The organism is Streptomyces sp. CBMA156 (genome assembly GCF_014596515.1).
In the GTDB taxonomy this organism is placed as follows: Bacteria; Actinomycetota; Actinomycetes; order Streptomycetales; family Streptomycetaceae; genus Kitasatospora.
The window spans coordinates 37,263-62,492 of the sequence record NZ_MSJQ01000396.1 but is presented as its reverse complement, the minus strand read 5'-3'; the positions used below and the strand labels follow the sequence as shown (position 1 = coordinate 62,492).

Below are 25,230 nucleotides of genomic sequence, written 5' to 3'. Positions count from 1 at the left end.
ACCCGCGCCGACCGCCGCGGACCCGAGCACTCCGACCGAGCCGACCGCCCCCGCCGAGACGCCCCCCACCCAACCGACCGACACAACATCCGCGACCGCCACCGACACCGCCGCCGCGACGCCGGCGGCCACCGGCGACCCGACCCCCGCGAACGCGGCCGGTCCCACCGTGGTGGACGCGGCCCCGGCCGCCGACGCACCGCACGAGTCAGGGTCGATGATCCCGGCGGTGATCGGCACCGTCCTCGTCGTGGTGGTCGGCGTGGCCACCCTGGTCGCGCGGCAGCGCCGCCGACGGGCCGAGTGATCCGGTGACGATGCCCGACAAGCGTGACACCGGGTCCCCGCCCACTTCCTCCCCCGCCCGTGGCGCGGGGGCCCGGCGCAGCCCGCGCGACCTGCACCCGCTGGCCTGGTGGACGTGGGCGCTCGCCCTGGCGACGGCGGCCAGCCGCACCACCAACCCGCTGCTGCTCCTGCTCGTCCTCGCCGTGCTCGGCTACGTGGTCACCGCCCGTCGCAGCGAGGCGCCGTGGGCGCGCGGGTTCGGCTACTACCTGTGGGTGGCCCTGACCGTGGTGGCGATCCGGGTGGTCTTCCGGTGCGTCTTCGCCACCGGCATCACCCCGCACGACCACCTGCTCTTCTCCCTGCCGCACATCCCCACCCCGGACTGGTACGCGGGGATCCGGATCGGCGGCCCGGTCTCGTTGGAGGCCACGCTCTCCGCGGCCTTCGACGGGCTGCGGCTGGCCTGCCTGATCTGCTGCATCGGCGCGGCCAACACCCTGGCCAACCCCAAGCGTGCCCTGCGGGTGCTTCCCGGCGCGCTGTACGAACTGGGCGTCGCCGTGACAGTGTCGCTCAGTGTCGCGCCCCAGCTCGTGCAGAGCGTCCAACGCGTCGCCCGGGCAAGGCGGTTGCGCGCCGGGCGGCGCAAGGGCGTCCGGGCCCTGCGCAGCATCGTGGTGCCGGTCCTGGAGGACGCCCTGGAGCGCTCGCTGCACCTGGCCGCGGCGATGGACTCGCGCGGCTACGGGCGCTCCGGCACCGCCTCGCGCCGCTCCCGCCGGCTCACCGGCGCGCTGATGCTGCTGGGCATGTGCGGCCTGTGCGCCGGGGTGTACGGGCTGCTGGACGGAACGGCCCCCGCCGCGCTCGGACTTCCGGCCTTCCTGGCGGGGGCCATGCTCTGCGTGGCGGGCCTGCTGCTCGGCGGGCGGCGGGTGCGGCGCACCACCTACCGCCCGGACCGCTGGCGGGCCGCCGAGTGGGGCGTCGCGGGCTGCGGGGTGGTCGCCGCCGTGCTGCTTTTCGCCACCGTCGGCTACGACGCCACCGACCTCAACCCGTCCCTCTACCCGCTGAGTTGGCCAGCGCTGCCGCTCGTCCCGGTACTGGCCCTGCTGCTGGCGGGCGCGGCCGGGGTCCTCTCGCCGCCGCCCGGCCGTACGCCCGCACCCACCGCCGTGCCACGGCAGCGCCCGAGCGCACGCACCGACGGTGTCACGGCCGGCCACACAACCTCCGAGGTGAGCACGTGATCCGATTCGACCGGGTCGGCGTGGTGTACGACGGTGAGGCCACGCCCGTCCTGCACGACGTCGACCTCCACGTCCCCGAGGGCGAACTCTGTCTCGTGGTCGGCCGCACCGGAGTCGGCAAGTCCACCCTGCTCGGCGCGGTCAACGGCCTCGTGCCGCACTTCACCGGCGGCACCCTGCGCGGCCGGGTCACCGTGGACGGCCGCGACACCGCCCACCACCCGCCGCGTGAACTCGCCGACGTGGTCGGCGTGGTGGGCCAGGACCCACTGGCCGGCTTCACCACCGATACGGTGGAGGAGGAACTGGCCTACGTCATGGAGCAGTTGGCGATCCCGCCGGAGGTCATGCGCAAGCGCGTCGAGGAGACCCTCGACCTGCTCGGCCTGGCCGACCTGCGCCACCGCGCCCTGTACGAACTCTCCGGCGGGCAGCAACAGCGCGTCGCCATCGGCTCGGTGCTCACCGCCCACCCCCGCGTCCTGGTCCTGGACGAACCGACCTCCGCGCTCGACCCGACCGCCGCCGAGGAGGTGCTGGCCGCGATCACCCGGCTGGTGCACGACCTCGGCGTCACCGTCCTGCTCGCCGAACACCGCCTGGAACGCGTCGTCCAGTATGCCGACCGGGTCGCCTATCTGCCCGGCGACGGCACGGTCGTGCACGGGCCCCCGACGGAGGTCTTCCGGGACACCGCGATCGCGCCGCCCGTCGTCGACCTCGGCCGCCGGGCCGGGTGGCAGCCACTGCCGCTGTCCGTCCGGGACGCCCGCCGAGCCGCCGCGCCACTGCGCGAACGGCTCACCGATCTGCCGGTTCCCCCGCCGCGCCGGGCAGCGGTGGCAGGGGAACCGGTGCTGGACGCCCGGGGCGTGGTCGTGAGGTACGGGCCGGTGGCCGCCGTCCGGGACGTCGACCTGGCGCTACGCGCGGGCGAGGTCACCGCGCTGATGGGCCGCAACGGCTCCGGCAAGTCCTCGCTCCTGTGGGCCCTGCAGGGCGCCGGGCCCCGGCAGGGCGGCAGCGTGAAGGTCACCAGCACCGGGAGAGGCAAGGCCGAGGACCCCAAGCGCCTCCCGGCGGCCCGGGCCCGGCAGCTCGTCGGGCTCGTCCCGCAGACCCCCACCGACCTGCTCTACCTGGAGACGGTCGCCCAGGAACTCGCCCAGAGCGACCTGGAATCCGAGCGCACGGGCGGGCCGACCGCACGGGAGATCCTGGACCGCCTCGCCCCCGGGATCCCGGACGCCACCCACCCCCGGGACCTCTCCGAAGGGCAGAAACTGGCGCTCGTCCTGGCGATCCAGCTCGCCGCCGCACCGAGGGTCGTACTGTTGGACGAGCCCACCCGCGGGCTCGACTACCAGGCCAAGGAAGCGCTCACCGGCATCGTCGACGCCCTCGCCGCCGAAGGCCGCACCGTCGTGGTCTCCACCCACGACGTCGAGTTCGTCGCCTCCGCCGCCGACCGCGTCGTGGTGATGGCCGAGGGCGAGATCGTCGCCGACGGCTCCACCGCCGAGGTCATCGTCGCCTCGCCCACCTTCGCCCCGCAGACCGCCAAGATCCTGGCACCCCTGGCCTACCTGACCACCCGGCAGGTCGCCCAGGCCCTCGCAGCCGCCGAGGCCGCGCGGTGACCGCCGTCCGGATCCCCGGCCGGGCCCGCATCGTCGTCGCCCTGTCCGCCTTCATCGGCCTCGTCGCCTTCACCTGGCCGTTCGTCGTCGCCCCCGGCAAGTTCGGCTCCAACTACGCCCCACCGCTGATCTTCGGCGCCCTGCTCGTCCTGGTGCTCACCGTCGTCATCGCCGAGATCTCCGCCGGAGGCATCGACGCCAAGGCCCTCGCCATGCTCGGCGTCCTCTCCGCCGTCAACGCCGGCCTGCGCCCGCTCGGCGCCGGAACCGCGGGTGTGGAGACCGTCTTCTTCATCCTCGTCCTGGCCGGCCGGATCTTCGGCCCCGGCTTCGGCTTCACCCTCGGCTGCACCTCACTCTTCGCCTCCGCTCTGCTCACCGGCGGCGTCGGCCCCTGGATGCCCTACCAGATGTTCGGCTGCGCCTTCGTCGGTCTGCTCGCCGGACTGCTGCCGAAGGCCCGGCCCCGCCTGGAGGTGCCGATGCTGGCCGTCTACGGGGCCTTCTCCGGCTACCTGTTCGGCTTCCTGCTCAACCTCTCCTTCTGGCCGTTCTCCACCGACCCGAACAGCTCCATCGCCTACCTGCCCGGCCTGCCCTTCACCGAGCAGTGGCACCGCTACCTGCTCTTCGACCTGGCCACCTCACTGGGCTGGGACACCGGCCGCGCCGTCACCACCTTCACCGCCGTCCTCGTCGTCGGCCCGGCCGTGCTCACCGTCTTCCGCCGCGCCGCCAGACGCGCCAACTTCGAGCCGACCGCGCGGTTCGAGACCCCGGACGCGCCCGGAGCACCGGCGGACCCGGGAGCCGCCGGACGACCCGCCGAAACGGCGTCCACCTGAACCGAAAGGTCATCACGTGCCAAAGCGCGAGAAGCCCCGGACGACGACGGTGAACGGCGTCGACGCCGTCGTCCTCACCCCCGGACAGCACGCCGGACTGGAGTCGGCCCGCCGTCAGCTGGGCGGAGCACAGGCGCAGGTCGCGAGGATGCGGCTCGGCCTACGGCGCAGTCAGGAGCTGCTGGGCGAGGCCGAACGGGTGTTGGCGCACCTGCCCGACGAGCACGTCGGGTCGGCGGGTGGCCACCTGGCCGCCGGGCGAGGGATCGCCGACCTGCTCGCGGACATCCGCGCGACCTTGCCGCCCGACCCGGATCCCGAGAAGCGGCCCTGACGGCTGCCGTGGCGGGCGTCTCGCTCGGTGCGGGCCGGCGGGAGGCCGCACGGCAGGGTCGTTCCGGCGCCGCTGTCCGATGCAGGCCTGGTGAACCTGCTGGCGACCGCCACCGAGGCCAAGGTGCAGGCTCTCCTGGACGCCGGCTACGCCTGTTCGGGCACGCCGTCCGACGCGGTGTGCGTGGCGGTCCGGTCACCGGACGCGCGTGGGGAGGTCGATCCGTTCGGCGGCCCGCGGTCGCTCTGGGGCGACCGGCTGGCCCGGGCGGTGCACCGCGCTGTCCTCGACGGAGCGGAACTCGATCGCGGCCGGCGGGCGCGCGGACCTGCTGCGCCTCACCAGGGTCCACGGCCGGAGTGCTGCCGCGAGAACGTCCTGCCGGACTGACAGCACAAGGCCTCGCCGGTGCCCGGCCCTCCGCGACAGGGGCCGGGCACCGGCGAGGCGCGCGCCCTTCGCTACACCGCTCGGTGCGAGTGGAACCCGCGTCCGCTCTTGCGGCCGAGCAGACCGGCCTCGACCATGCGGGAGAGCAGCGGCGGCGGGGCGTACAGCGGCTCCTTGTACTCGTCGTACATCGAGCGGGCGATCGCCTCGACGGTGTCCAGGCCGATCAGGTCGGCGAGTTGGAGCGGGCCCATGGGGTGGGCGCAGCCGTGGACCATGCCGGCGTCGATGTCCGCCGGGGTGGCGTGGCCGGCCTCGGCCATCCGGATCGCGGACAGCAGGTAGGGCACCAGCAGGGAGTTGACGACGAAGCCGGCCCGGTCCCGGGAGTGGACGACGCGCTTGCCGAGCACCTCGGCCGCGAAGGTCTCCACCCGGTCGAGGACGGCCGGGGCCGTGTGCAGGGAGGAGACCAGCTCGACCAGCGGCATCACCGGGGCCGGGTTGAAGAAGTGCAGGCCCAGCACGTGGGAGGCCCGGCCGGTGGTGATGCCCAGGCGGGTGACGGGGATGGCCGAGGTGTTGGTGGCCAGGACGGCGTCCTCGGCGAACAACACCTTGTCCAGGGTGCCGAGGACCTCCCTCTTGACTCCCTCGTCCTCGACGACGGCCTCGACGACGAGCTGACGGTCGGCCAGCGCCTCCAGGTCGTCGGCGAACAGCAGGTGCGCCCAGGCGTCGGTGCGCTGCTGCTCATTGATCCGGCCCCGGTCGACGGCGCGGTGCAGGGAGCGGTCGATCCGGCTGCGGGCGGCCCGCAGTGCGGCCGCCCCGTTCTCGCAGACGATGGTGTCCAGGCCCGCGCGGGCGAAGACCTCGGCGATGCCGGAGCCCATCTGCCCGGCGCCGACGACGGCCACACGGCGGATGTCGTTCATGCGGTTGCCCTCTTCGGGATGGATGCGGACGGGGGTGGGTCAGGCTGCCGGGGCGGTGGTGCGCACGAGGTGGCGGGCGTAGGCCTCGGTGGTGAGGAAGGCAGGCAGGTCGGCGCCGAGGGCGGTGTCCTCCAGGATCCGCACCGCGTCGTCCACCAGCGCCGGGTCGGAGCCCTCGGCGAGCAGCGTGGCGCGTTCCCGGTCGATCAGCCGGCGCACCAGGTCGGGGGTGGCGAGTGAGCCACCGGCGAGGCGGGTGCAGTGGTGTTGCCACTGCCAGAGCTGGCAGCGGGCGATCTCGGCGGTGGCGACGTCCTCCATCAGCCCGAAGACGGCGACCGCGCCGGCACCGCCCAGCCAGGCCGTCAGGTAGCGCAGCGCGACCGCGACGTTGGAGCGCACGCCCGGCTCGGTGGGCAGGCCGGCTGAGAGCCGTTGGACGCCCAGCAGGTCGGCGGCGGTGACCTCGACGTCCTCCCGGGTGCGGTCGAGCTGGTTCGGGTGCTCTCCGAGGACGGCGTCGAAGGCGGTGCGGCAGGTGGCCACCAGGCCGGGGTGAGCGACCCAGGAGCCGTCGAAGCCGTCGCCCGCCTCCCGCTCCTTGTCGGCACGGACCTTGGTCAACGCGACGGCGTTGGCCTCCGGGTCACGCTGCGGGATCGCGGCGGCCATCCCACCGATGGCGTGCGCGCCGCGCCGGTGGCAGGTGCGCACCAGCAGGTCGGTGTAGGCGCGCATGAACGGCTGGGTCATGGTCAGGGTGGCGCGGTCGGGCAGGACGTACCGGGGGCCGTGCTGGGCGAAGTTCTTGATCAGACTGAAGAGGTAGTCCCAGCGGCCCGCGTTGAGGCCGGCCGCGTGGTCGCGCAGCTCGTAGAGGATCTCGTCCATCTCGAAGGCCGCGGTGATGGTCTCGATCAGCACGGTGGCGCGGATCGTGCCGTGCGGGATGCCGAGGTCGGCCTGGGCGAAGGCGAAGACCTCGTTCCACAGACGCGCTTCGCGGTGGTCCTCCAGCTTGGGGAGGTAGAAGTACGGGCCGGAGCCGGCCGCAATCTGTGGCCGGCCGCAGTGGAACAGGTACAGGCCGAAGTCGACCAGCGCGCCGACTGCGGGACGCCCGTCGATCAGGAGGTGCTGCTCGTCCAGGTGCCAGCCGCGGGGGCGGACGACGATGGTGGCCGGGTCGTTCCCGACGTAGTACCGCTTGCCCTCCGGAGTGGTGTCGTCGATCTGACGCTCGATCGCGTCAAGCAGGTTGAGCTGGCCGGCGACGAGGTTGTGCCAGGTGGGGGCCGTGGCGTCCTCGAAGTCCGCCAGCCACACCTTCGCGCCGGAGTTGAGGGCGTTGACGGTCATCCGCCGCTCGGGCGGGCCGGTGATCTCCACCCGGCGGTCGTGCAGGCCCGGCCCCGCGCCGGCCACGCGCCAGGTGGGGTCCTCCCGGACGGCGCGGGTCTCCGGGAGGAAGTCGAGGACTCCCCCGGCGGTCAACTCGGCGCGGCGGCGGTCACGTTCGGCGAGCAACAGGGTGCGGCGGCCGGCGAACGCCTCGTGCAGACGGGTGAGGAAGGCGAGCGCGTCGGGCGTGAGGATCTCGTCGAAGCGGTCCTCGTGCTCGCCGAGGATCTCGATGCGGCTGGGCTGGGTCATCCGGTGCTCCAGGAGACGAAGGAGGCGAGTGGGAGGCCGCCCGGGGCCTCGTCCCTCAACGAGGCCCCGGGCGGTGGGGTGGAAGGCGGCTCGTCCCCGACGAGACCGCCGGGGTGGCTCAGTGGAACTGCTCGGCCTCGGTGGAGCCGGTGAGCGCCAGGGTCTCGGCGTTCGGGTTCAGCGCGGTGGAGACCAGATCGAAGTAGCCGGTGCCGACCTCGCGCTGGTGCTTCACGGCGGTGTAGCCGTCCTGCACGGCCGCGAACTCGGCCTCCTGGAGGTCCACGTAGGCGGTCATGCCGTGCTCGGCGTAGCCGCGGGCGAGCTGGAACATCGAGTGGTTGAGCGCATGGAAGCCGGCCAGCGTGATGAACTGGAAGCGGTAGCCCATCGCGCCCAGCTCCCGCTGGAACTTGGCGATCCGGTCGTCATCCAGGGCGGCCTTCCAGTTGAAGGAAGGCGAGCAGTTGTAGGCCAGCATCTTGTCCGGGTGCTCGGCCTTGATCGCCTCGGCGAACTCCCGGGCCTGGTCAAGGTCCGGGGTGCCGGTCTCGACCCATAGCAGATCGGCGTACGGGGCGAAGGCGAGGCCGCGCGAGATCACCGGGGCCATGCCGGGCTCGACCCGGTAGAAGCCCTCGGCGGTGCGCTCGCCGGTGCAGAAGCGGGCGTCGCGCTCGTCGACGTCGGTGGTGAGCAGGTTGGCGGCGAGCGCGTCGGTGCGGGCGACGATCAGGGTCGGCACGTCGGCGATGTCGGCCGCGAGGCGGGCCGAGTTGAGGGTGCGGACGTGCTGAGCGGTGGGCACCAGCACCTTGCCGCCGAGGTGGCCGCACTTCTTCTCGGAGGCGAGCTGGTCCTCGTAGTGGATGCCCGCCGCACCGGCCGCGATCATGCCCTTGGTGAGTTCGAAGGCGTTCAGCGGGCCGCCGAAGCCGGCCTCGGCGTCGGCGACGATCGGCACCAGCCAGTCCGGGCCCTCGTTGCCCTCGGCGGCGTCGATCCCGTCCGCCCGCAGCAGCGCGTTGTTGATCCTCCGCACCACCTGCGGCACGGAGTTGGCGGGGTAGAGGCTCTGGTCGGGGTAGGTCTGCCCGGCCTGGTTGGCGTCGGCCGCGACCTGCCAGCCGGACAGGTAGACGGCCTGCAGCCCGGCCTTCACCATCTGCACGGCCTGGCCGCCGGTCAGCGCGCCGAGGGCGTGCACGTAGTCCTGCTCGTGCAGCTGCCGCCACAGCCGCTCGGCGCCGCGCCGGGCCAGGGTGTGCTCCTCGCGCACGGTGCCCGCCAGCCGGAGCACGTCGGCCGCCGTGTACGTGCGCTCGATGCCCGCCCAGCGGGGGTCGGAGGCCCACCGGGCCGCGAGTTCCGCCGCGCGTTGTTCCTGCTGCTGCCGAACCGACGTCGTCATGGTCTGCTCCCGGGGATGCTCGTTGCGAAGGGTGTGAGGCACTTCACCGCTCGGGTAAGTGGGCGGCCGGACGGTGCCGGGCTGCGGTGGTGCACCGCGGGACGTGGATGCCCGGACAGCCCACCAGACCGCGACCGACCTGGTGTTTCACTGCTGTCCTGCGCACCTCCCGGCCGCACCACCGACTCTGGCAGCTTGCCGGGCCGCCGTCACCGGTGGACCAATGCCAACTTCCGCGAACGACCATCAGCAAATCTGCGAAGGTTGCGACGATCCTGCGCCCGCCCCGGCGGCTAAGCTGCCCCCACCGCATCCGCCCAGGGCGGGCGCAGTGGAGGGAGCGACATGGGGAAGGCCTTCGCCGGTGCCAGGCTGCGCCGCCTGCGCGAGGAACGCGGCCTCAGCCAGGCCGCCCTCGCCAGGCTGATCGACCTCTCGCCCAGCTACGTCAACCAGCTGGAACACGACGCCCGGCCGCTCACCGTCCCCGTGCTGCTTCGGCTCACCGAGGCCTTCGGAATCGAGGCCGGCTACTTCGCCCCGCCCGACAGCGCCCGGCTCACCGCCGAACTGCGCGACGCGCTCGGCGAGGAGATCACCGTCGGACGGGTCACCGCAGGCGACCTCGACGAGCTGGCTGCCCGACTGCCCGCCGTGGCACGGCTGCTGGCGGACCTCGCGCGCGGCCGCCGCGACGCCGCCGAACAGCTCGCCGTCCTCGCCGGGGACCGCGGCCCCGAGGCCGACGCCCGCACTCCGCACGAACAGGTCCGGGAGTTCTTCTACAACCGCCGCAACTACCTCCACGAACTCGACACGACCGCAGAGGAGTTGGCGGATTCCATCAACCTGAGGCGCGGCGGGGTCAGGGAGGCGCTGACCGAACGGCTCGCCACCACGCACCGGGTCCGGATCGCCACCGGAAACGGACAACTGCACCGGTACGACGAGCAGACCCGGACCCTGCACCTGTCGGATCGGCTGCGCCCCGGCCAGCAGGCCTTCCGGATGGCCACCCAGCTCGCCTACCTGGAACACGACTCCCTGCTGTCCGAACTCACCGTCCAGGAAAGCCCGGAAGGCTCCACCGCGTTCTCCCTCACCCGGATCGGGCTCGCCAACTACTTCGCCGCTGCCCTCGTCCTGCCGTACACCGCCTTCCATGCCCAGGCGGAGGCCGCCCGCTACGACATCGAGCACCTCGCCGACCACTTCGGCGTCGGCTACGAGACCGTCTGCCATCGCCTCAGCACCCTCCAGCGCCCACGGCTGCGCGGCGTCCCGTTCTCCTTCGTCCGCGTCGACCGGGCCGGCAACGTCTCCAAGCGGCAGTCCGCCACGCCTTTCCACTTCTCCCGCACCGGCGGCACCTGCCCGCTCTGGAACGTCTACGACGCCTTCGCCTCGCCCGGCCGGGTCCACGTCCAGGTCGCCGCCATGCCCGACGGCCGCCGCTACCTGTGGACCGCCCGCGCCGTCACCCGCTCCCCCGGCGGCTGGGGGCGCCCCGGCAAGACCTTCGCCATCGGCCTCGGCTGCGAGATCCGCCACGCCGGACGGCTGGTGTACTCGGCCGGCCTCGACCTCGGCGACGACACCGTCGCCACCCCGATCGGCCTCGGCTGCAAGGTCTGCGAACGCCCCACCTGCCCACAGCGCTCCGCCCCGGCCATCGGCCGCCCACTGGCCGTCGACGAGCGCACCAGCACCTTCGTCCCCTACGCCGCCGTACCCGACCCCGGAAGCTGAAAGCAACGAGCGGAGCGCGGGCACCCCTTCGCAGGCGCGGGCGAGGGCTCGGGCAGCGACCGGCTCCGCACGAACCCGGCAACCCCCTGGCCCTGGGCCTGGCCGCCGGCGAGGCAGCCCTCTCCCCCGCACGCCCCCTTGACTCCCACCCCGCCAGGGGCTCCAGATGGGTGAGGACGAAGAACACCGGTGGCCGGGCGCCGTAGTCTTCCGCCCGTCGGGTCAGCACCGTCTAGGAGAAAGCGCTCCCCTCCCTCCGGATCACCTCGCGCAGGTCGGAGTACTGGACCAAGCGCTGATGCTTGAGGCGGTGCAGGTACCGGAGAGTGGTCGACTCCTTGAACGAGTGCGCGCACAGGTCGAGTGCCAGGTCCTCCGGGCAGGCCGCGAGGGTGTCGGCGGCGCCGATCTCGACGCGGCGCGCACGGGAAAGGATCTCGCTGGTGGGGATCTCCGTTCCCGAGCCGGGCAACGACAGTTCCAGGCAGACGTCCACGTTGTAGAGACGGACGGCACGATCTCCGGAGAGCCGGTGGGGTACCCGGCGTCGACCGGCAGGTGGAAGGGCGCACCCGCGACCGGCCCGCAGTGGTCCTCAAGGAGCACCAGGACGTCCGAACCGGCCAGCACATCCCGCAGGGCGTCGGCTCGTTCGGGTGAAAGAGCCGCACCCGTCGGGTTCTGGGCCCTGGGCCGCATCAGCACGGCCTGTACACCGCCTACGACGGCGCGCAGGGCCTCCGGATCCATCCCGTGCCGGTCTACCGGGATCGGGACCTCGGCCAGTCCGAAGGAACGCAGCAGCGGCAGCAGGCCGGAAACCGGCAGGCCCTGGCTCCGGGCATAGGTCGTGACGGCGTCGGTGAACTCCGGGAGCACCCGGGGCTCACCCTAGAGGAGCGGGGTCCGCTCGGCTTCGGCGGTCAGCCTGGCCATGTCCGGCAGCAGCCCCGGGCCCGGGTTTCCCGAGGACAGGTCGACAGACACAGCCCGGGGCTCGGTGTGGGACTCGGCCTGCTCGCGGGCGCCGATCTCGGTGACCCGAACACGATCAAGGGTCCGCAGGACCTGGCCGGACCGCTCCAGCAGGGTCGTTCCCGCCGAGGCCGGCAGGTCACCGGTACCCGTGCGCAACCTCGCGAGCAGGCCGCGGGCGCCGTCGACCGCAGGGCGCACCCGTGTGGGAATGATCCCGATGAAACCGTCCTGTCCGTCCACGAGTGTGGGACCCACCTCGCCGAGGGGAGCGAAGCGGCAGTCGAACACCATGCCGTCGTCGGTGCCAACGCCGCCGACGACATGGCGCCACTGATCGGGTGCCGCCTGGCCGAGCTCGGCGTGGAAGAACACCGTGACCCGTTCGACCCCCGTCTCCGGGTGCGGCGACTGGTCGACCCCGAGGGCGTACAGGTCGCGGATCTCCGCGATCCCTGTCTCCTCCAGGCACTCGCGCCGCGCCGCGCTCTCCAGGTCCTCTCCCGGTTCGACTCCCCCGCCGGCACCTGGATTCCGGCATCAGGGAAGTCCCGGTGAGCGAAGGACAGGAGTTCCGGTCCACTCGCCGTGGGCCTCGTGACGTACACCGCGACTCGTACGCGAGCCATGGTCCTCCTCTTTCGTCAACGCGCCCAGTTGCACAACCGGTGGGCGGCCGTGCTCGTCGGTGGTCGGTCGGCCACCTCGTGCGCCACCAGCGATGCCAGAACGCCCGCCCAGCCGGACGGGAGCATCGCCGTCAGATCGGCGCCGTAACGAGGATATCGGCCGGTCACCGCGAAGATCGTGGTCGCTCCGAATCCGTAGACGTCCGCCGTCGGACGAGGGTCACGGTGATCGACAGCGTACTCAGGCGGCCAGTGCAACTCACCGCGGACCCAGCCGGATCCATGACCCTCACCAGCACCACCACGTCCGACGCCGCGCCCGCTCAGCACCAGGACGAATCGCCGAGCAAGCCAGCATCCTCACTCGCGGCCCGCGCCTTCGCCGTCCAGGCCGCCTTCACCCAACTCCCCGGCGAAGTCCCCTCCCTACGCGCCATCGCGGGCGCCGCCGGACTCGACGACGCCACCACCCACCGCATCCTGAAGACCGGCGTCACCGACAGCGCCTTCGAACAGGTCGGCCGGGGCCGCTACCGCTTCGGCACCGGCACCGCCCGTGCCGGTGTCCAGGCCATGGCCCACTCCCCCAGTGCCGCCTCGACCCACAGGATCCTCGAAGGCCTCCACGCCACCACCGGCGGCCTCGCCCTGCTCTCCGTCCTTTCCCCCTTCGGCGGCGCGAAGCGGCTGTGCACCGACTACGTCATCGGCGGCCTGGACCCCGCCGAGCTCGGCATGTCCGCCGAGGACGTCGTCTCCGTCTCCCGCTCCCTGCGCACCGGAGCCTTCGGACGCGTCATCCTCGCCCACCTCCCCCAGAGCATCTGCGACCTGGTCCTCGCCGAGGAGGTCCCGCCCACCGCCGGCCCCGGCGTGATCCGCGACAACGACGCCCTCGCCGCCTCCCTGGACGAGATCCGCCGGCTCGGCTTCGGCGTCGGCCGCCAGGAGTGCATGCCCGGCTGGGACTCCGTAGCTGCCCCGGTGCTGTGACACGACTCCATCATGGGCGCCGTCCTCCTGCTCCGGCGAACCGCCGAAATGCCCGCCGACCTCCGCCCGTTGATCTACCACACCCGCAAGGCCGCCGAGAGCATCAGCAAGCTGACCACGAGCCCGCTCGCGGCCGCCATCTGACCCACGGCAGCCGAGCCGGCCACGCGCTGCCGCCCGGACATCGCGCCGGGCGGCAGCGTCGAGGTCCGCGCGTAACCTCAGCCCCGCGGCATTGGCACTTACGTGCGTCATTCGGGCAGGATCCATTCCATGAGCTCTCACGGCAGCGGGCTGTCACCGGCATGGGTCGCACGTCAGGTCGTCGCCTACGACGAACTCCAGGTCGCGGCAGGCTCGCTGTGGTGGCTACAGTCCGATCCTGACCACGGCGGAGTCCGACGCGTCATGCGTACGGATCGCACGGGCACGGCCTTCGCGGTGACCCCACCCGAATTCTCCGTGGGAAGCCAGCTCCACGCGTACGGCGGCGGCAGCTTCGTCGTGGCGTCGGACGGAGTGTGGTTCGTCGGCGACGACGGTTCCCTCTTCTACCAACCTTTCGGCTGCGCGGCCGACCGGATCGCGCCCGTCCGTGGCCCTGGACAGTACGGGGACCTCGCACCGGCCGACGACGGTGGTGTGCTCGCCGTTCGTGGCGACGGCCTTGCGGACGAGATCGTCGCAGTGTCTGCGTCCGGATCCGTTCGGGTGTTGGTCCGCTCCTCCGAGTTCCTCTCCTGCCCTCGGCTCGCAGGAGAGGAACTGGCGTACCTGGCGTGGAGTCGAGACCAGATGCCGTGGGACAGTAGCCGTCTCCTGCTGACAGATGTCCGATCGAGTGCCATCGGGCCGGGCCGTGTCATGACCGGTGGCCACTCGGAGTCCGTGCTCCAGCCTTCTTGGGGTCCGGACGGATCGCTGTACTTCTTCTCCGATCGGACGGGCTGGTGGAACCTGTACCGGCTTCGCGGTGGCGAGGTGACGGCGGTCCTCGCGATCGACGCGGACTGCGCGCCGGCGCCGTGGGAAGGGGGCTACCGGTCGTACGGATTCGCCCCTGACGGCACCGTCCTCCTGACGGTCCTGGACGGCTTCTCCACCGAGCTGGTGGCTGTCAATCCCACGGGCGGCCGACGTCGGCTCGCCGCGAACCTCACCTCCGTGAAGCCGTACATCGCGGTCGACGGCGAACGGGTCGCCGTGATCGGCTCGACTCCGTCGTCCGCTCCAGGTCTGTGGTCACTCGACCTCACGGCACAAGCCAACGCCCCCGCAGTCCCGCTGGGCGTGGCCTCCGAGCCCGCTCCGCCCTGGACACCCGTCCCTCCGTCGATCGATGCCGCGCCAGGCGCGGGAGATCGTGTGCGCTTCCTGCTGCACCAGCCGACGGGGGCGGCGAGGCCGGTACCGCTTCTCGTACGAGCGCACCCCGGTCCGACCGACGACGTACCTCTGCGGTTGGACTGGGTGACCCAGTACTTCGTCAGCCATGGCTTCGCCGTCGCGGAAGTCCTCTACCGGGGCAGTACCGGCCAGGGCCGTGCGTTCCGCCAGGCCTTGCACGGCCACTGGGGCGAGTACGACGTCGAGGACTGCGTCGCGGTGGCCGAACACCTGCGATCAAACGGCGTGGCGCGGCCCGACGCCATCTTCATCAGCGGGGCGAGCGCCGGCGGATACACAGCGCTCCAGGCGGCGAGTCGCCCTGGCCCATTCGCCGGTGCGACGGCCACCTCTGCCATCATCGACCCCGCACTGTGGGAGCTTTCCGTCCCTGCGTTCCAGCGCCCTCACGCGGCCGTGCTTGGGGGACCAGCCGGGACGGCGGTGCCGGACCGGATCCTCTGCCCCGTACTGGTGATCCACGGCGCTGCCGACACGATCACATCCGCCGAGGAGGCGCTGCAGTTCGCCCAGGAGCTGGCCGACCTGGGCGGTGACCACGCCGGCCTCCTGCTGGACGGCGGCGACCACTACCTCTCGGCGCCCGCCGCACGCGAGCAGGCTCTCCGCGCTGAACTCGACTTCTATCACCGCATCATGCACCACCCGAAAGAGTGAGAGCCACGTCGTCGGCTTCGGGAAGCACGGCACGGGCGAACTCACGCAGTTCCCGAACCGGGGCGTAGTCGGAGTGGACCTGCACGTCAGCCAGGACACCGGCGACCCGCTCGATGCATCGGCCCGACCCTGTCCTGGCCGCGTAGGCGACGGCCTCACGGCCTGCTGCGCACACTCGGTCGAGGTCCCCGCTCCGCAGCCAGGTGGCGGCGAGCAGCGCGGCGTCGATGGCGCGTCGGCGGCCCCTGTCCTCCCCCACGCCGCTGAGAGCCTCAGCAAGCTGGCTCCTCGCGGCCGGAGCGCGACCGAGGTCGTGAAGGCAGTGGGCCACCTCGTCCGCCAGGTAGGCGTGATTGAAGTAGCGGATCCAGTCGGGTTCGTCCTGACGGTCCGCGCTGTCGAGTAGCTGCTCGGCCTGCACGATCAGCCGGGTCGCCTCACTCTCCCTGCGCATCCTGGCGTTCGCGCGTGCCACGACCGCGGCGATGGCTGCCCGGATCGCCGGGCTCACGGCCGTCCCGGCCGCTGCCTGAGCCGAGGTCGCCCACTGCGGGGCCGTCTCCGGATCTCCGCAGTGCAGTGCGAGGTGCCCGAGGTTCACCGCCACGAGGTAGGCGCTGTACGCCTGGTCGTTGCTCACCGCCGTCAGGGTGAGGGCACGCTGGTAGTACGCCTGGGCCTGGTCGGGACTGCCCGTGTCGACCGCCTGGTATCCGGCCAGTTCGCAGAATCCGGCCGTTAGTCGCGCGCGTCGACGCGCGACCTGCTCGTCCGAGGCCGGGCGACGGAGGAGTGCTTCGAGTTCGTTGTCGATGTAGGAGCTGACCTGCCTCCGGTACTGCCGGGCCCCGTGCGTATGGTCGAGCTGACGAAACATGTCGAGCATTCCCTCGGCAACATGGGTGTCCGCCTCGGTCACGGGCAGCAACGTCGCGCTGGCTCCAGTACTGAAGTTGACGGACAACCAGTCGGTGACCAGGCCGCCGACCTGAGCCAACGGAGACGCCACGTGCGGCTTCACCTGCTCGTCCTGGCCGTACTGCTTCAACACCTCCGATCGGCCGCCGCCACCACCCTCCGGGGCGGCTGCCGACTCGGCGACGGTATCCGTACTTCCGGGAAGAAGGGAGCGCAACTCAGCTGCGGAGACCTTCAGGAGTCGGGTGAGCTTCGGCATCTGCCAGGGTTGCGGTGTCGCCGCGCCCTTCTCCCAGCGATGGACTGTTGTGCGGTCGACATCCATCTGCTTGGCCAGATGCTCCTGGGTGTAGCCGGCGGCCCTGCGCTGCACGGCAAGCGGTCCCCATTCGCGCCATCGCGTTCTCCCGAGAATTCTTTGGTCCATCAACCGCGCAGGTCATCGGCACACTTTCAACATCACTGCCGAGTGGTGCAACAAGTCTGCACTGTTGCAGTGGGATTGGGAGGTGCTTCCGTATGGCCCCCAAGGATTTTGCTCCTTGGGTTGAGCCGCCCTCCGCGCAGCAGAACCGTACGCCGCATCAGAACAACCAGCGAAAGGTCAGCAGCCGGCACCCCACTCCAGACCGAAGTGGGGCCCTGAGGCCATGCGGTGAGGCACTGCCTTCGGGAGCTTCCAAGGCCCGGGTGGAAGGCGCCGAGGTCAAGGTCGGGCGGGCTGGGTGAGGGCGTCCCAGGCGGTGTAGCCGCCGAGGAGGTCGGAGACGTCGGGGTGGCCGTGGTGGCGGAGCAGGCTGGCGGCGATGGAGGAGCGGTGGCCGCCGGCGCAGTGGACGACCAGGGGGCGGTCGGTGGGGATCTCGGCCAGGCGGGCGGGGAGTTCGGCCAGGGCGATGTGCAGGGATCCTTCGACGGAGCCCGCTTCGCGTTCGCCGCAAGTGCGCACGTCCAGGACGGTGGGGGGCTGCTCGCCGGCGAGGGCGGTGCGGAGCCGGTCGGCGGTGAGGCGGCTGGCGGGGGTCAGGTCGTCGGCGAGGGCGGGCAGGACGTTGCCGGGGTTGCGCAGGTAGCCGGCGATGTGGTCGAAGCCGATGCGGGCGAGGCGGGTGATGACCTCGTCCTCGCGGTCCTGCGGCGCGATGATCGCGAGGGTGCTGTCCGGGGTGAGGACGGTGCCGGCCTGTTCGGCGAAGCGGCCGTCGAGGGGGACGTTGACGGCGCCGCGGACGTGTCCCGCGCCGAAGTCCTCGGGGCTGCGGGCGTCGAGGACGACGGCACCCGCGGTGCGGGCCTGCCTGAAGCCTTCGGGGCACAGCGGGCGGGCGGCGTTCGCGCGGTCGAGCAGCGGGCGGTCCTGCCGGTTGAGGGCGGCGTCGTGGCCGAAGTAGGCGGGGGCCGCGGACTGGCCGGCGGTGACGATGCGGACGAACTCGTCCTGGTCCATGGGCCGGCAGGCGTAGTTGGTCCGGCGCTGCGCGCCGATCGTGGACCGCTTCTCGGTGGAGAGGTTCTTGCCGCAGGCCGAACCGGCGCCGTGGGCGGGGAAGACCAGGGTCTCGTCGGGCAGGGCCATCAGCTTGCGGTGCACGCTGTCGTAGAGCATCGCGCCGAGTTCCTCGGCGGTGACTCCGACCGAGGCGAGCAGGTCGGGGCGGCCGACGTCGCCGATGAACAGCGCGTCGCCGGTGAGCACGCCGTACGGGACGGTGTCGTCGGGCTGCTCGAAGACCAGGATGCTGATCGACTCGGGCGTGTGCCCGGGGGTCTCCATGATCTCCAGGGTGACGTCGCCCAGCTCGATCCGCTCTCCGTCGGCGAGCTTGCGGATCGGGTACTCGGTCTCCGCCCGCCGCCCGTACCCGATCCACGCGCCGGTGCGGTCGGCCAGCTCCAGGTGACCCGCCAGGAAGTCGGCGTGGAAGTGGGTGTTGATGACCGCCTCGACGGTGAACCCGTGGGCCTCGGCGTCGGCGACGTACTCGTCCACGTCGCGGCGCGGGTCGACCACGACGGCGCGGCCGGTGCGCTCGTCGGCGATCAGGTACGAGGCCTGGGAGAGGCAGTCGAGGTAGAACTGAGCGAAGTACACGGGAACCCTCCTGGGCTGCGTCGGGCGCCGCAGCGCCGTCTTGATACCCCCCTCGGTATATTTGCCAGCATACGGCCTCCGAGGCTGATACGGGCGGGGGTATCGGTGAACGATTTCGATAATACCCCCGGGGGTACTATGGTGGACGTCGAGGGGGACGGCCGCCGCCACCGAGCCAGGTACGGGCGGGGCCGAGGAAGCGCCGGCCACGCCGCCGTACCGGGCCACCGGGCCCGTACGGACACCCGTGCGACCGGCGCCGCCCCCGATCCGCCGGACCGCCGCGGTCCGGCCTGCACCACTGGAGACACCCCATGCCTTTGCTGCCGCACGCCCACGGGCCCGGCCCCGACGGGCACAGCACCCCCGGGCAGACCACCCCCACCAAGGCCCAGGAGCTCGCCCGCACCGGCGCCGCCGTCCTGCTCGACGTCCGGGAGGCTGCCGAGTTCACCACCGGCCACGCTCCCGGCGCACTGCACCAGCCGCTGATCGCCCTGGTCGCCGGTGTGCCGCTGCCGCCCGAGGCGGCCGGCCGGACCGTGCTGGCGGTCTGCCGCTCCGGCAACCGCTCCCAGCGCGCGGCGGAGCTGCTCGCGCAGCGCGGTGTCGAGGTGCTGAACGTGGCCGGCGGCATGCGCGCCTGGGCGCTGGCCGGTCTGCCGGTCACCACGCCCGGAGGCAGCGCCGGGCACGTGATATGACCACGCTGCTCCTGGCGCTCGCCGCCGGTGCGGTGGTCGGGCTCGCGCTGGGCGGGCTGGGCGGTGGCGGCAGCATGCTCGCCGTGCCCGCGCTGGTCTACCTGCTGGGCTTCAGCCCGGCGCTGGCCACCACGGCCAGCCTGGTGATCGTCGCGGCGACCTCGCTGACCGGGCTGCTCGCCCACGCCAGGGCGGGCCGGGTCCGCTGGCGCACCGGCGCGCTGTTCGCCGCCGCCGGACTACCGCTCGCCGCAGCGGCGGGGGCGCTGTCCGCCCACCTGCCGGGCGCGCTGCTGACCGGAGCCTTCGCGGTGCTGGCGGCGCTCGCGGCCTGGCGGATGCTGGTACCGCCCAAGGTGCAAGCGCAGGAACGTTCCGCCTCAGGCCTCGGCCGCTCCACGGCGGCGGGCGCCGGGCTCGGCGCCGTCACCGGACTGCTCGGCGTCGGCGGCGGCTTCCTCGCCGTACCTGCCCTGGTCTCGGTGCTCGCCTTCACCATGGCCGAGGCCGTCGGGACCAGCCTGCTGGTCATCTCCGCCAACTCGCTCGCCGCCCTGCTGCCCCGCCTCGGCGCGACCGGCGCCATCGACTGGGCCGTGGCCGCCCCCTTCACCGGGGCCGCGATCCTCGGCGCCTGGGACGGCAAGCGGCTGGCCGACAAGCTCAACGGGCGCACCTTGCAGAAGGTCTTCGCCGTCGCCCTGCTCGGCGTCGCCGCGCTGATGCTGGTCACCACGCTGACCTGATCACGGCACCAGGCCCCGCGCCCCCACAGCCCCCTCCCCGACACCCGGACACCCCCACCGTTCCCCGAGAGGACCCGCATCCCCATGACCACGCCGCTGACCGTCGAGCAGTTCCAGCCCCGCCTCGGACAGCTCACCCTCATCGACGTCCGCTCCCCCGGCGAGTACGCCGCGGGCCACATCCCCGGTGCCCTGAACGTCCCGCTCGACCAGCTGGACCGCGCCCTGCCGGCGCTGCGCGAGGCCGCCGGCCACAACGAGATCGCCGTGGTCTGCGCCGCCGGGCCGCGCGCCGACAACGCCTGCGGCCGGCTCGCCGAGGCCGGCATCCCGACCCTCACCCTGACCGGTGGCACCAACGCCTGGGCGAGCGCCGGACGACCGCTGGACCAGGTGGCCGGCGCCCGCCGGACGTGGGCGATGGACCGCCAGGTCCGCATGGTGGCCGGCTCGCTGGTGCTGGCCGGCCTGCTGGTCGACCTCGCCCTGCCGGGCGCCCGCTGGGTCTCCGCGGCCGTGGGCGCCGGGTTGGCCTTCTCGGCGCTGACCAACACCTGCGCGATGGGCTCGATGCTCTCCAAGCTCCCGTTCAACCGGCCCCGGCCCGGCGCGCCGGGCCTGGACGAGACGCTCGCCACCCTGAAGCGCTGAAGCACTGGCTCGCCGAGCCAGTGACCCACCGAGCCACTGACCCGCCGACCCACTGAGCCGGTGCGCCACTGAACCCGGTCCCGGCCCCGACCGTCACGGGGCCAGGGCCGCCCCCGAGAAGGTGAAGGTCCCTGCCCACCCCCGTCGGGCAGGGGCCTTCACCTTTCCCGCCGATCACCTCCCGGAAGCCGTCACCGTGCGGCCCGTTGACGCGATCGCGCCCACCATGTGAAATGTCACCCATCACATGCGATGCATCTTAACCCTGAACCTCATCCGATTTGAACGTTCAAACCGCATCGCCCCGTCCCCTGACCGGAGGTAGCCAAGCCATGCCGCCCCGCACCCGCGCCTTACCGACCGGTGTCGCCCTGCTGGCCGTGCTCGCCGCCCAGGCCCTCGGCGCCGCACCGGCCCCGGCCGCCTCCGGCACCCCGCTCGTCGACGGCGGCAGCTACCTCCTGGGCTCCGCCCTGGACGGCAACTGCCTCGGCCCGCAGTACGCCCAGCCCGCCCCCGGTATCCCGGTGACCGGCGCGGCCTGCGGACGGCTGCTCAGCCAGCGCTGGCAGCTGCGCCGTACCGGCGACGCCTACCTGCTGGTCAACGCGGCCACCGGCCGCTGCCTCACCCTCGGCGGCCCGGAGCCCCGGCCGGCCACCGCCGACTGCGGCGCCTCCCCCGAGGCCGAGCGCTTCACCGTCTCCCGCGCACCGCAGGGCACGTACACCCTCACCGCCCGCGGCACCGGCGCCTGTCTGACCGCCGACGCCACGCCGGTGCGCCACCACTGCGACGCCCGCCCCGCCCACCGGTGGACGCTCACCCGCACCGAGCCGCTGGTCCTCGCCGACCCCGGCTTCGAACAGGGCTCGGACGGCTGGACCTTCACCGCCCACACCGGCACCGCCACCAACAACCCGCACGGCGGCAGCCGCCTCGCCTACCTCGACGCCGGGCCCGGGTACGCGGTGAGCCAGCAGGTCACCGCCGTCACCGCGGGCAGCTACGACCTGTCCGCCTGGATCGCGACGGGCGGCGCGGGCGGCAGCCTCTCGGTCAGCGTCAACGGCACCGTGGTGCGCTCCCTCCCGCTGCCCGAGCAGACCGTCTACGCCAAGTACTCCCTCCCCCGGGTGCCGGTCTCCCCCGGCGACCGGCTGACCCTCACCGTCGACTCCTCCCCCGCCGGCTGGATCAACGTGGACGACGCCGCCGTCGCGCCGTCCGCCCCGAACGACCCGGCCATCAGCTCCTCCGACCCCGAGGTCGTCGCGCTCTTCGACTGGGCCAAGACCAAGGCCAACAGCTGGGTGCAGCAGGCCGGCACCACCGGCGTGCTCGACCAGGACGAGAACCACCCCGGCGGCACCGGCACCACCACGTACGACGCCACCTACTGGGCCGGCTACCCGTTCCGCTCCGCCTTCTACAGTCGCGACTTCGCCCACCAGCTGGTCGGCGCCCACCTGCTCGGCCTGGACGCCGAGAACAAGACCATGCTGCGCGGCTTCGCCGGCTCCGCCACCGAGGTCAACAAGCTCTACCCGGTCTGGGCGCTCGACTTCGACGCCCGCAGCTACGCCGCCATCGACTACCGGAGCCCCGAGCGCTTCGTCCGCGAGCTGCCCGCGCCGTTCGAGCTCGTCCAGCAGGCCGGCGAGGCCTTCCGCTGGACCGGCGACCGCGACTACGCCGACGACCCGGGGCTCGGCCGGTACGTCCGCAACACCCTCGGCCCGTTCATCGCCGCCCACCCCGGCCCGGTCGACAACCGCGGGCTGCCGATCCCGCAGGCCACCAGCCGCAGCATCTTCGCCGGCACCGCCAGCTACGCCGAGAACGCCACCCGCACCTACGCCGAGGCCGGCGACGCGATCGGCGCCCAGTACCAGGCCTACCTCTCCGCCGCGACGCTGGCCGACGCCCGGGGCGACGCCGCCTCCGCCACCGGCTACCGGAAGGCCGCCGAGGACCTGCGCGGCTACGTCAACTCCACCTGGAGCGTGGACGGTTCACAGCCCGGCGAGGTCGTGCACGGCTACGACACCACCGGCAAGCCGGTCACCGGCTGGGGCTACGAGGCGAGCGTGCTGATGCCCGTCAAGCAGCTGCTCGACCCCGGCCCGCGCCGGGACGCCTTCCTCGCCGCCATCGACGCCGCCGACTCGGGCCCGGAGCGCTCGGCCAACCTGGAGGCCTACACCTACCTGCCCGACGCGTTCTTCGCGAACCACGACGGCACCACCGCCTGGAAGTGGATGCGGCAGATCCACCGGAGCACCGGCGAGCAGCACGCCAGCGGCGCGATGCTGAACGGCGACTACCCCGAGGTCCCGTTCACCCTGCTCTCCCAGACCGTCCAGGGCCTGCTCGGCGTCACCCCGGACGCCGCCGGCCACGCCCTCGCCACCACCCCGCAGCTGCCCGCCTCGATGGGCTGGCTCCAGGTCGCGGGCATCCCGGTGGGCGGCGGCACGGTGACCGTCCGCCACGACGGTGCCCGGCGCAGCACCGTCACCAACACCGGCGCCGAGCCGCTCACCTGGGAGGCCCGCATCCCCGGGCGGCACGCCCGCGTCACCGTCGACGGCGAGCCGCGGGAGGCCCGCACCACGACCGTCGACGGCGTGACCTACACCTCCACCACCGTGACCCTGGCCCCCGGACGCTCCGCGACCGCGGCCGTCACCGACTGACCCCCACACCGCACCACCCGCGGCCGGCCGGCCCCACCCGGCCGGCCGCACCCCCTCCGCTTCCTGACGGTCCATCAATTTCGATACCCCACCCCCTCAGGAGGGCGCACATGCGCCGAACCCGCCGCCGTCTCGCGGCAACCCTGCTGTCCCTCGCCCTCGCCACCGCCGGCCTCGGAGCCGTCGGCCTCGGCACCGCCGCCCCGGCCGCCGCGCTCGGCAACGGCAACGCCCTGACCCCGCCCATGGGTTGGAACTCCTGGAACTCCCTCGGCACCGAGGTCACCCAGGAACAGGTCGTCCAGACCATCGACTTCATGGCCGCCAACGGCCTGGTGGCGGCCGGCTACGACACCGTCACCATCGACGACGGCTGGTCGCAGTGGCACCGCGACGGCCAGACCACCGACCTGGTCCGCAACGCCGACGGCGGCATGCAGCTGTACGACGCCGCCGGGAACCCGGTCAGCGGCACCGACGGAGCCGGCAACGACCCCACGTCCGGCCACCTGATCCCGCGCCCCGACCACTTCCCCGCGCAGACCGTCGACGGGCACACCGTCAACGGCATCGAGTACCTCGCCCGCTACGCCCACGGCAAGGGCATGAAGTTCGGCCTCTACGCCACCGACACCTACCTCACCTGCCAGATGCACCCCGGCAGCCTCGGCCACGAGGGCACCGACGCGGCCGACTTCGTCTCCTGGGGCGTCGACTTCGTCAAGTACGACGACTGCCCGTACGGTCCGAAGATCACCGGCCCGGACGGCCACGACTACGGGACGCAGGGCGAGGGCAAGGAGCTGACCCGCTCGATCTACGCCCGGGTGCAGACCTTCCAGCACGCGCTGGACGCCGCCTCCGCCGCCCAGGGCAGGCCCAATGTCACCCTCAGCGTCTCCGCCCAGCCCGTCCACACCGGTGTCCCGCCCCTGCTCGCGGCCGACGACCCGGCCCGCACCGACCCGGTGGTCCAGGCCGCCGGGACGGCCCCCTTCCACGCCCCCGGCTACGCGCCCACCGGAATCTGGTGCGGCCAGGTCGCCAACCTCTGCCGGATCGGCGGCGACCGGAGCAGCGATCTCGACGCGGTGCTCTGGAACGGGCAGTTGCCGACCGCGCTGGCGTACCCGGGCAACGTCCGCCCGGGCAGCTGGAACGACCTCGACCTGATGTTCACCGGCTGGCACGACGTCTACGGCCTGTGGGGCACCACCGACACCTGCCCCTGCCACAAGCCCTTCACCGACGACGAGTCCCGCACCGAGACCTCGGTCCTCGCCATGCTCGCGGCGCCGCTGATCTCCAGCGCCGACCTGCGCACCGCCGCGCAGTCCCGGCGCAGCGAGGACGGCCACACCTGGTCCACCGGGATCGACGAGGCGAGCCTGGCGATCCTGAAGAACCGCGAGGTGATCGCCGTCGACCAGGACGGCCTGGCCAAGCCCGCCACCCTGGTCGGCGCCAAGCCGGCCGACGGGCACGCCCCGGTGGTGCTGAAGCGGCAGCTCGCCAACGGCGACACGGCCGTGCTGCTGGTCAACCAGGACCCCTCGGCCGGGCGCACGGTCGCCACCAGTCTCACCGAGCTGGGCCTCGGCGGCTCCGGCTACCGGGCCAAGGAGCTGTGGACGGGCGCGAGTTCGACCGTCACCGGCCCGCTCGGCGCCACCCTCCCGCCGCACGGCGCGGCCCTCTACCGGCTCACCCCGACGTCGACGGGCGGGCCGTCGGGCGTGGTCGACGACGGCGCGTACCACGCGCTGACCAGCGGCGGCCTCGCCCTCTCGCTGCTCGGCTCCTGCACCGCGCCGCTCGGCTCGATCACCGACCTGGAGCCGCGACGCGGCGGCGACCCGGCGCAGCAGTGGACGTTCACCGGCAACCCGGACGGCACCGTCCGGATCAGCGACGACTGCGACACCCCCACCCATCGGCACACCGTGCTCTCCGCCGGAGCCTCCGCCGGTGACAGCGCCTACCTGCTCGACCTCGCGCCCGGAAACCCCTGGCAGGAGTGGAAGCTGACCCAGGACCCGGCCGGCTCCGTCACCGTGACCAACATCGCCACCGGCCTCGTCCTCGACGCCGGCCCCGGCACCGCCGGGGCCCCCGTCACCACCCGCCCGGCCGCCGGCCAGAGCTGGGCGCTCGGGTCCTGAGCGGCCTCCCGTTCCCGGGTGCCGGCCGTGCGCCCTTCGAGGCGGGCGGCCGGCACCTTCGGGTTCAGCCGCGTCGGAATCGGACTCGGACTC

19 protein-coding genes and 3 pseudogenes are annotated in these 25,230 nt (G+C 72.8%); 15 read left to right on the top strand and 7 right to left on the bottom strand.

From position 1 onward, the window contains the following. The 6 genes and pseudogenes from BU198_RS35350 to BU198_RS35325 form a co-directional block, all read left to right on the top strand. Positions 1 to 307: pseudogene (locus BU198_RS35350) on the top strand (hypothetical protein); the annotation flags it as partial. 10 nt (positions 308 to 317) lie between these two features. Continuing rightward, on the top strand, positions 318 to 1,544 hold the full coding sequence (locus BU198_RS35345; protein ID WP_188300906.1) for a CbiQ family ECF transporter T component: 1,227 nt from the start codon (positions 318 to 320) through the stop codon (positions 1,542 to 1,544). Continuing rightward, positions 1,541 to 3,184, top strand: a complete 1,644-nt coding sequence (locus BU198_RS35340; RefSeq protein ID WP_188300905.1) for an ABC transporter ATP-binding protein — start codon at positions 1,541 to 1,543, stop codon at positions 3,182 to 3,184. Before BU198_RS35345 ends, BU198_RS35340 begins: the two co-directional genes overlap by 4 nt. After that, positions 3,181 to 4,029, top strand: a complete 849-nt coding sequence (locus tag BU198_RS35335; RefSeq protein WP_188300904.1) for an ECF transporter S component — start codon at positions 3,181 to 3,183, stop codon at positions 4,027 to 4,029. The genes BU198_RS35340 and BU198_RS35335 overlap by 4 nt, the downstream gene beginning before the upstream one ends. A 16-nt stretch (positions 4,030 to 4,045) precedes the next feature. Further along, positions 4,046 to 4,363 (top strand): hypothetical protein, encoded by a 318-nt coding sequence (locus BU198_RS35330; protein ID WP_188300903.1) that lies wholly within the window; start codon positions 4,046 to 4,048, stop codon positions 4,361 to 4,363. Positions 4,364 to 4,423: 60 nt separating this feature from the next. Next, a pseudogene (locus tag BU198_RS35325) lies at positions 4,424 to 4,753 on the top strand (adenosylcobinamide amidohydrolase); the annotation flags it as partial. A gap of 71 nt (positions 4,754 to 4,824) precedes the next feature. On the opposite strand, the gene BU198_RS35320 reads toward BU198_RS35325, so the two are convergent. From BU198_RS35320 to aceA, 3 genes are all read right to left on the bottom strand, one after another. Continuing rightward, the gene (locus BU198_RS35320; RefSeq protein WP_188300902.1) at positions 4,825 to 5,691 is read right to left on the bottom strand and encodes a 3-hydroxybutyryl-CoA dehydrogenase; all 867 of its coding nucleotides are present in this window, start codon (positions 5,689 to 5,691) and stop codon (positions 4,825 to 4,827) included. Positions 5,692 to 5,730: 39 nt separating this feature from the next. Further along, positions 5,731 to 7,344 carry a malate synthase A gene (gene aceB, locus BU198_RS35315; RefSeq protein ID WP_188300901.1) on the bottom strand — a complete coding sequence of 538 codons (1,614 nt, stop codon included), beginning with the start codon at positions 7,342 to 7,344 and terminating at the stop codon, positions 5,731 to 5,733. A gap of 118 nt (positions 7,345 to 7,462) precedes the next feature. After that, positions 7,463 to 8,755: an isocitrate lyase gene (aceA, locus tag BU198_RS35310; protein WP_188300900.1), complete on the bottom strand. Its 1,293-nt coding sequence runs from the start codon at positions 8,753 to 8,755 to the stop codon at positions 7,463 to 7,465. A 345-nt stretch (positions 8,756 to 9,100) separates the two neighbouring features. On the opposite strand from aceA, the gene BU198_RS35305 reads away from it, so the two are divergent. Further along, on the top strand, positions 9,101 to 10,504 hold the full coding sequence (locus BU198_RS35305; RefSeq protein ID WP_188300899.1) for a short-chain fatty acyl-CoA regulator family protein: 1,404 nt from the start codon (positions 9,101 to 9,103) through the stop codon (positions 10,502 to 10,504). Between the two features lie 232 nt (positions 10,505 to 10,736). On the opposite strand, the gene BU198_RS35300 is transcribed toward BU198_RS35305, so the two are convergent. After that, positions 10,737 to 11,000, bottom strand: coding sequence for a hypothetical protein (locus tag BU198_RS35300; RefSeq protein ID WP_188300898.1), 264 nt, complete (start codon positions 10,998 to 11,000; stop codon positions 10,737 to 10,739). A 395-nt stretch (positions 11,001 to 11,395) separates the two neighbouring features. Next, positions 11,396 to 11,992: pseudogene (locus tag BU198_RS35295) on the bottom strand (NUDIX domain-containing protein); the annotation flags it as partial. Between the two features lie 398 nt (positions 11,993 to 12,390). Here BU198_RS35295 and BU198_RS35290 point away from each other — a divergent pair. The 3 genes from BU198_RS35290 (at position 12,391) to BU198_RS35285 (ending at position 15,165) form a co-directional block, all read left to right on the top strand. Next, a complete protein-coding gene (locus tag BU198_RS35290) occupies positions 12,391 to 13,101 on the top strand; it encodes an IclR family transcriptional regulator C-terminal domain-containing protein (RefSeq protein WP_188300897.1) in 711 nt (236 codons plus the stop codon). Between the two features lie 12 nt (positions 13,102 to 13,113). Then, entirely contained in the window at positions 13,114 to 13,245 is a 132-nt protein-coding gene (locus tag BU198_RS43570; RefSeq protein WP_262987092.1) for a hypothetical protein, read from the top strand. Between the two features lie 129 nt (positions 13,246 to 13,374). Next, positions 13,375 to 15,165: a prolyl oligopeptidase family serine peptidase gene (locus BU198_RS35285; protein WP_188300896.1), complete on the top strand. Its 1,791-nt coding sequence runs from the start codon at positions 13,375 to 13,377 to the stop codon at positions 15,163 to 15,165. On the opposite strand, the gene BU198_RS35280 is transcribed toward BU198_RS35285, so the two are convergent. Both BU198_RS35280 and BU198_RS35275 read right to left on the bottom strand, forming a co-directional pair. Continuing rightward, positions 15,143 to 16,456 (bottom strand): helix-turn-helix transcriptional regulator, encoded by a 1,314-nt coding sequence (locus BU198_RS35280; protein ID WP_188300895.1) that lies wholly within the window; start codon positions 16,454 to 16,456, stop codon positions 15,143 to 15,145. The two genes, BU198_RS35285 and BU198_RS35280, sit on opposite strands and share 23 nt — an antisense overlap. Positions 16,457 to 16,789: 333 nt before the next feature. Next, entirely contained in the window at positions 16,790 to 18,175 is a 1,386-nt protein-coding gene (locus BU198_RS35275; protein ID WP_188300894.1) for a rhodanese-like domain-containing protein, read from the bottom strand. Between the two features lie 314 nt (positions 18,176 to 18,489). Between BU198_RS35275 and BU198_RS35270 the strand changes: the two genes are divergently transcribed. From BU198_RS35270 to BU198_RS35250, 5 genes are all read left to right on the top strand, one after another. Continuing rightward, the gene (locus tag BU198_RS35270) at positions 18,490 to 18,879 is read left to right on the top strand and encodes a rhodanese-like domain-containing protein (RefSeq protein WP_188300893.1); all 390 of its coding nucleotides are present in this window, start codon (positions 18,490 to 18,492) and stop codon (positions 18,877 to 18,879) included. Continuing rightward, positions 18,876 to 19,625, top strand: coding sequence for a sulfite exporter TauE/SafE family protein (locus tag BU198_RS35265; RefSeq protein WP_188300892.1), 750 nt, complete (start codon positions 18,876 to 18,878; stop codon positions 19,623 to 19,625). The genes BU198_RS35270 and BU198_RS35265 overlap by 4 nt, the downstream gene beginning before the upstream one ends. A gap of 84 nt (positions 19,626 to 19,709) precedes the next feature. Beyond that, positions 19,710 to 20,276 carry a rhodanese-like domain-containing protein gene (locus BU198_RS35260; RefSeq protein WP_188300891.1) on the top strand — a complete coding sequence of 189 codons (567 nt, stop codon included), beginning with the start codon at positions 19,710 to 19,712 and terminating at the stop codon, positions 20,274 to 20,276. 332 nt (positions 20,277 to 20,608) lie between these two features. Continuing rightward, entirely contained in the window at positions 20,609 to 22,975 is a 2,367-nt protein-coding gene (locus BU198_RS35255) for an RICIN domain-containing protein (protein WP_188300890.1), read from the top strand. A gap of 110 nt (positions 22,976 to 23,085) precedes the next feature. Further along, a complete protein-coding gene (locus BU198_RS35250) occupies positions 23,086 to 25,137 on the top strand; it encodes an alpha-galactosidase (protein ID WP_188300889.1) in 2,052 nt (683 codons plus the stop codon). The last annotated feature ends 93 nt before the right edge of the window (positions 25,138 to 25,230 follow it).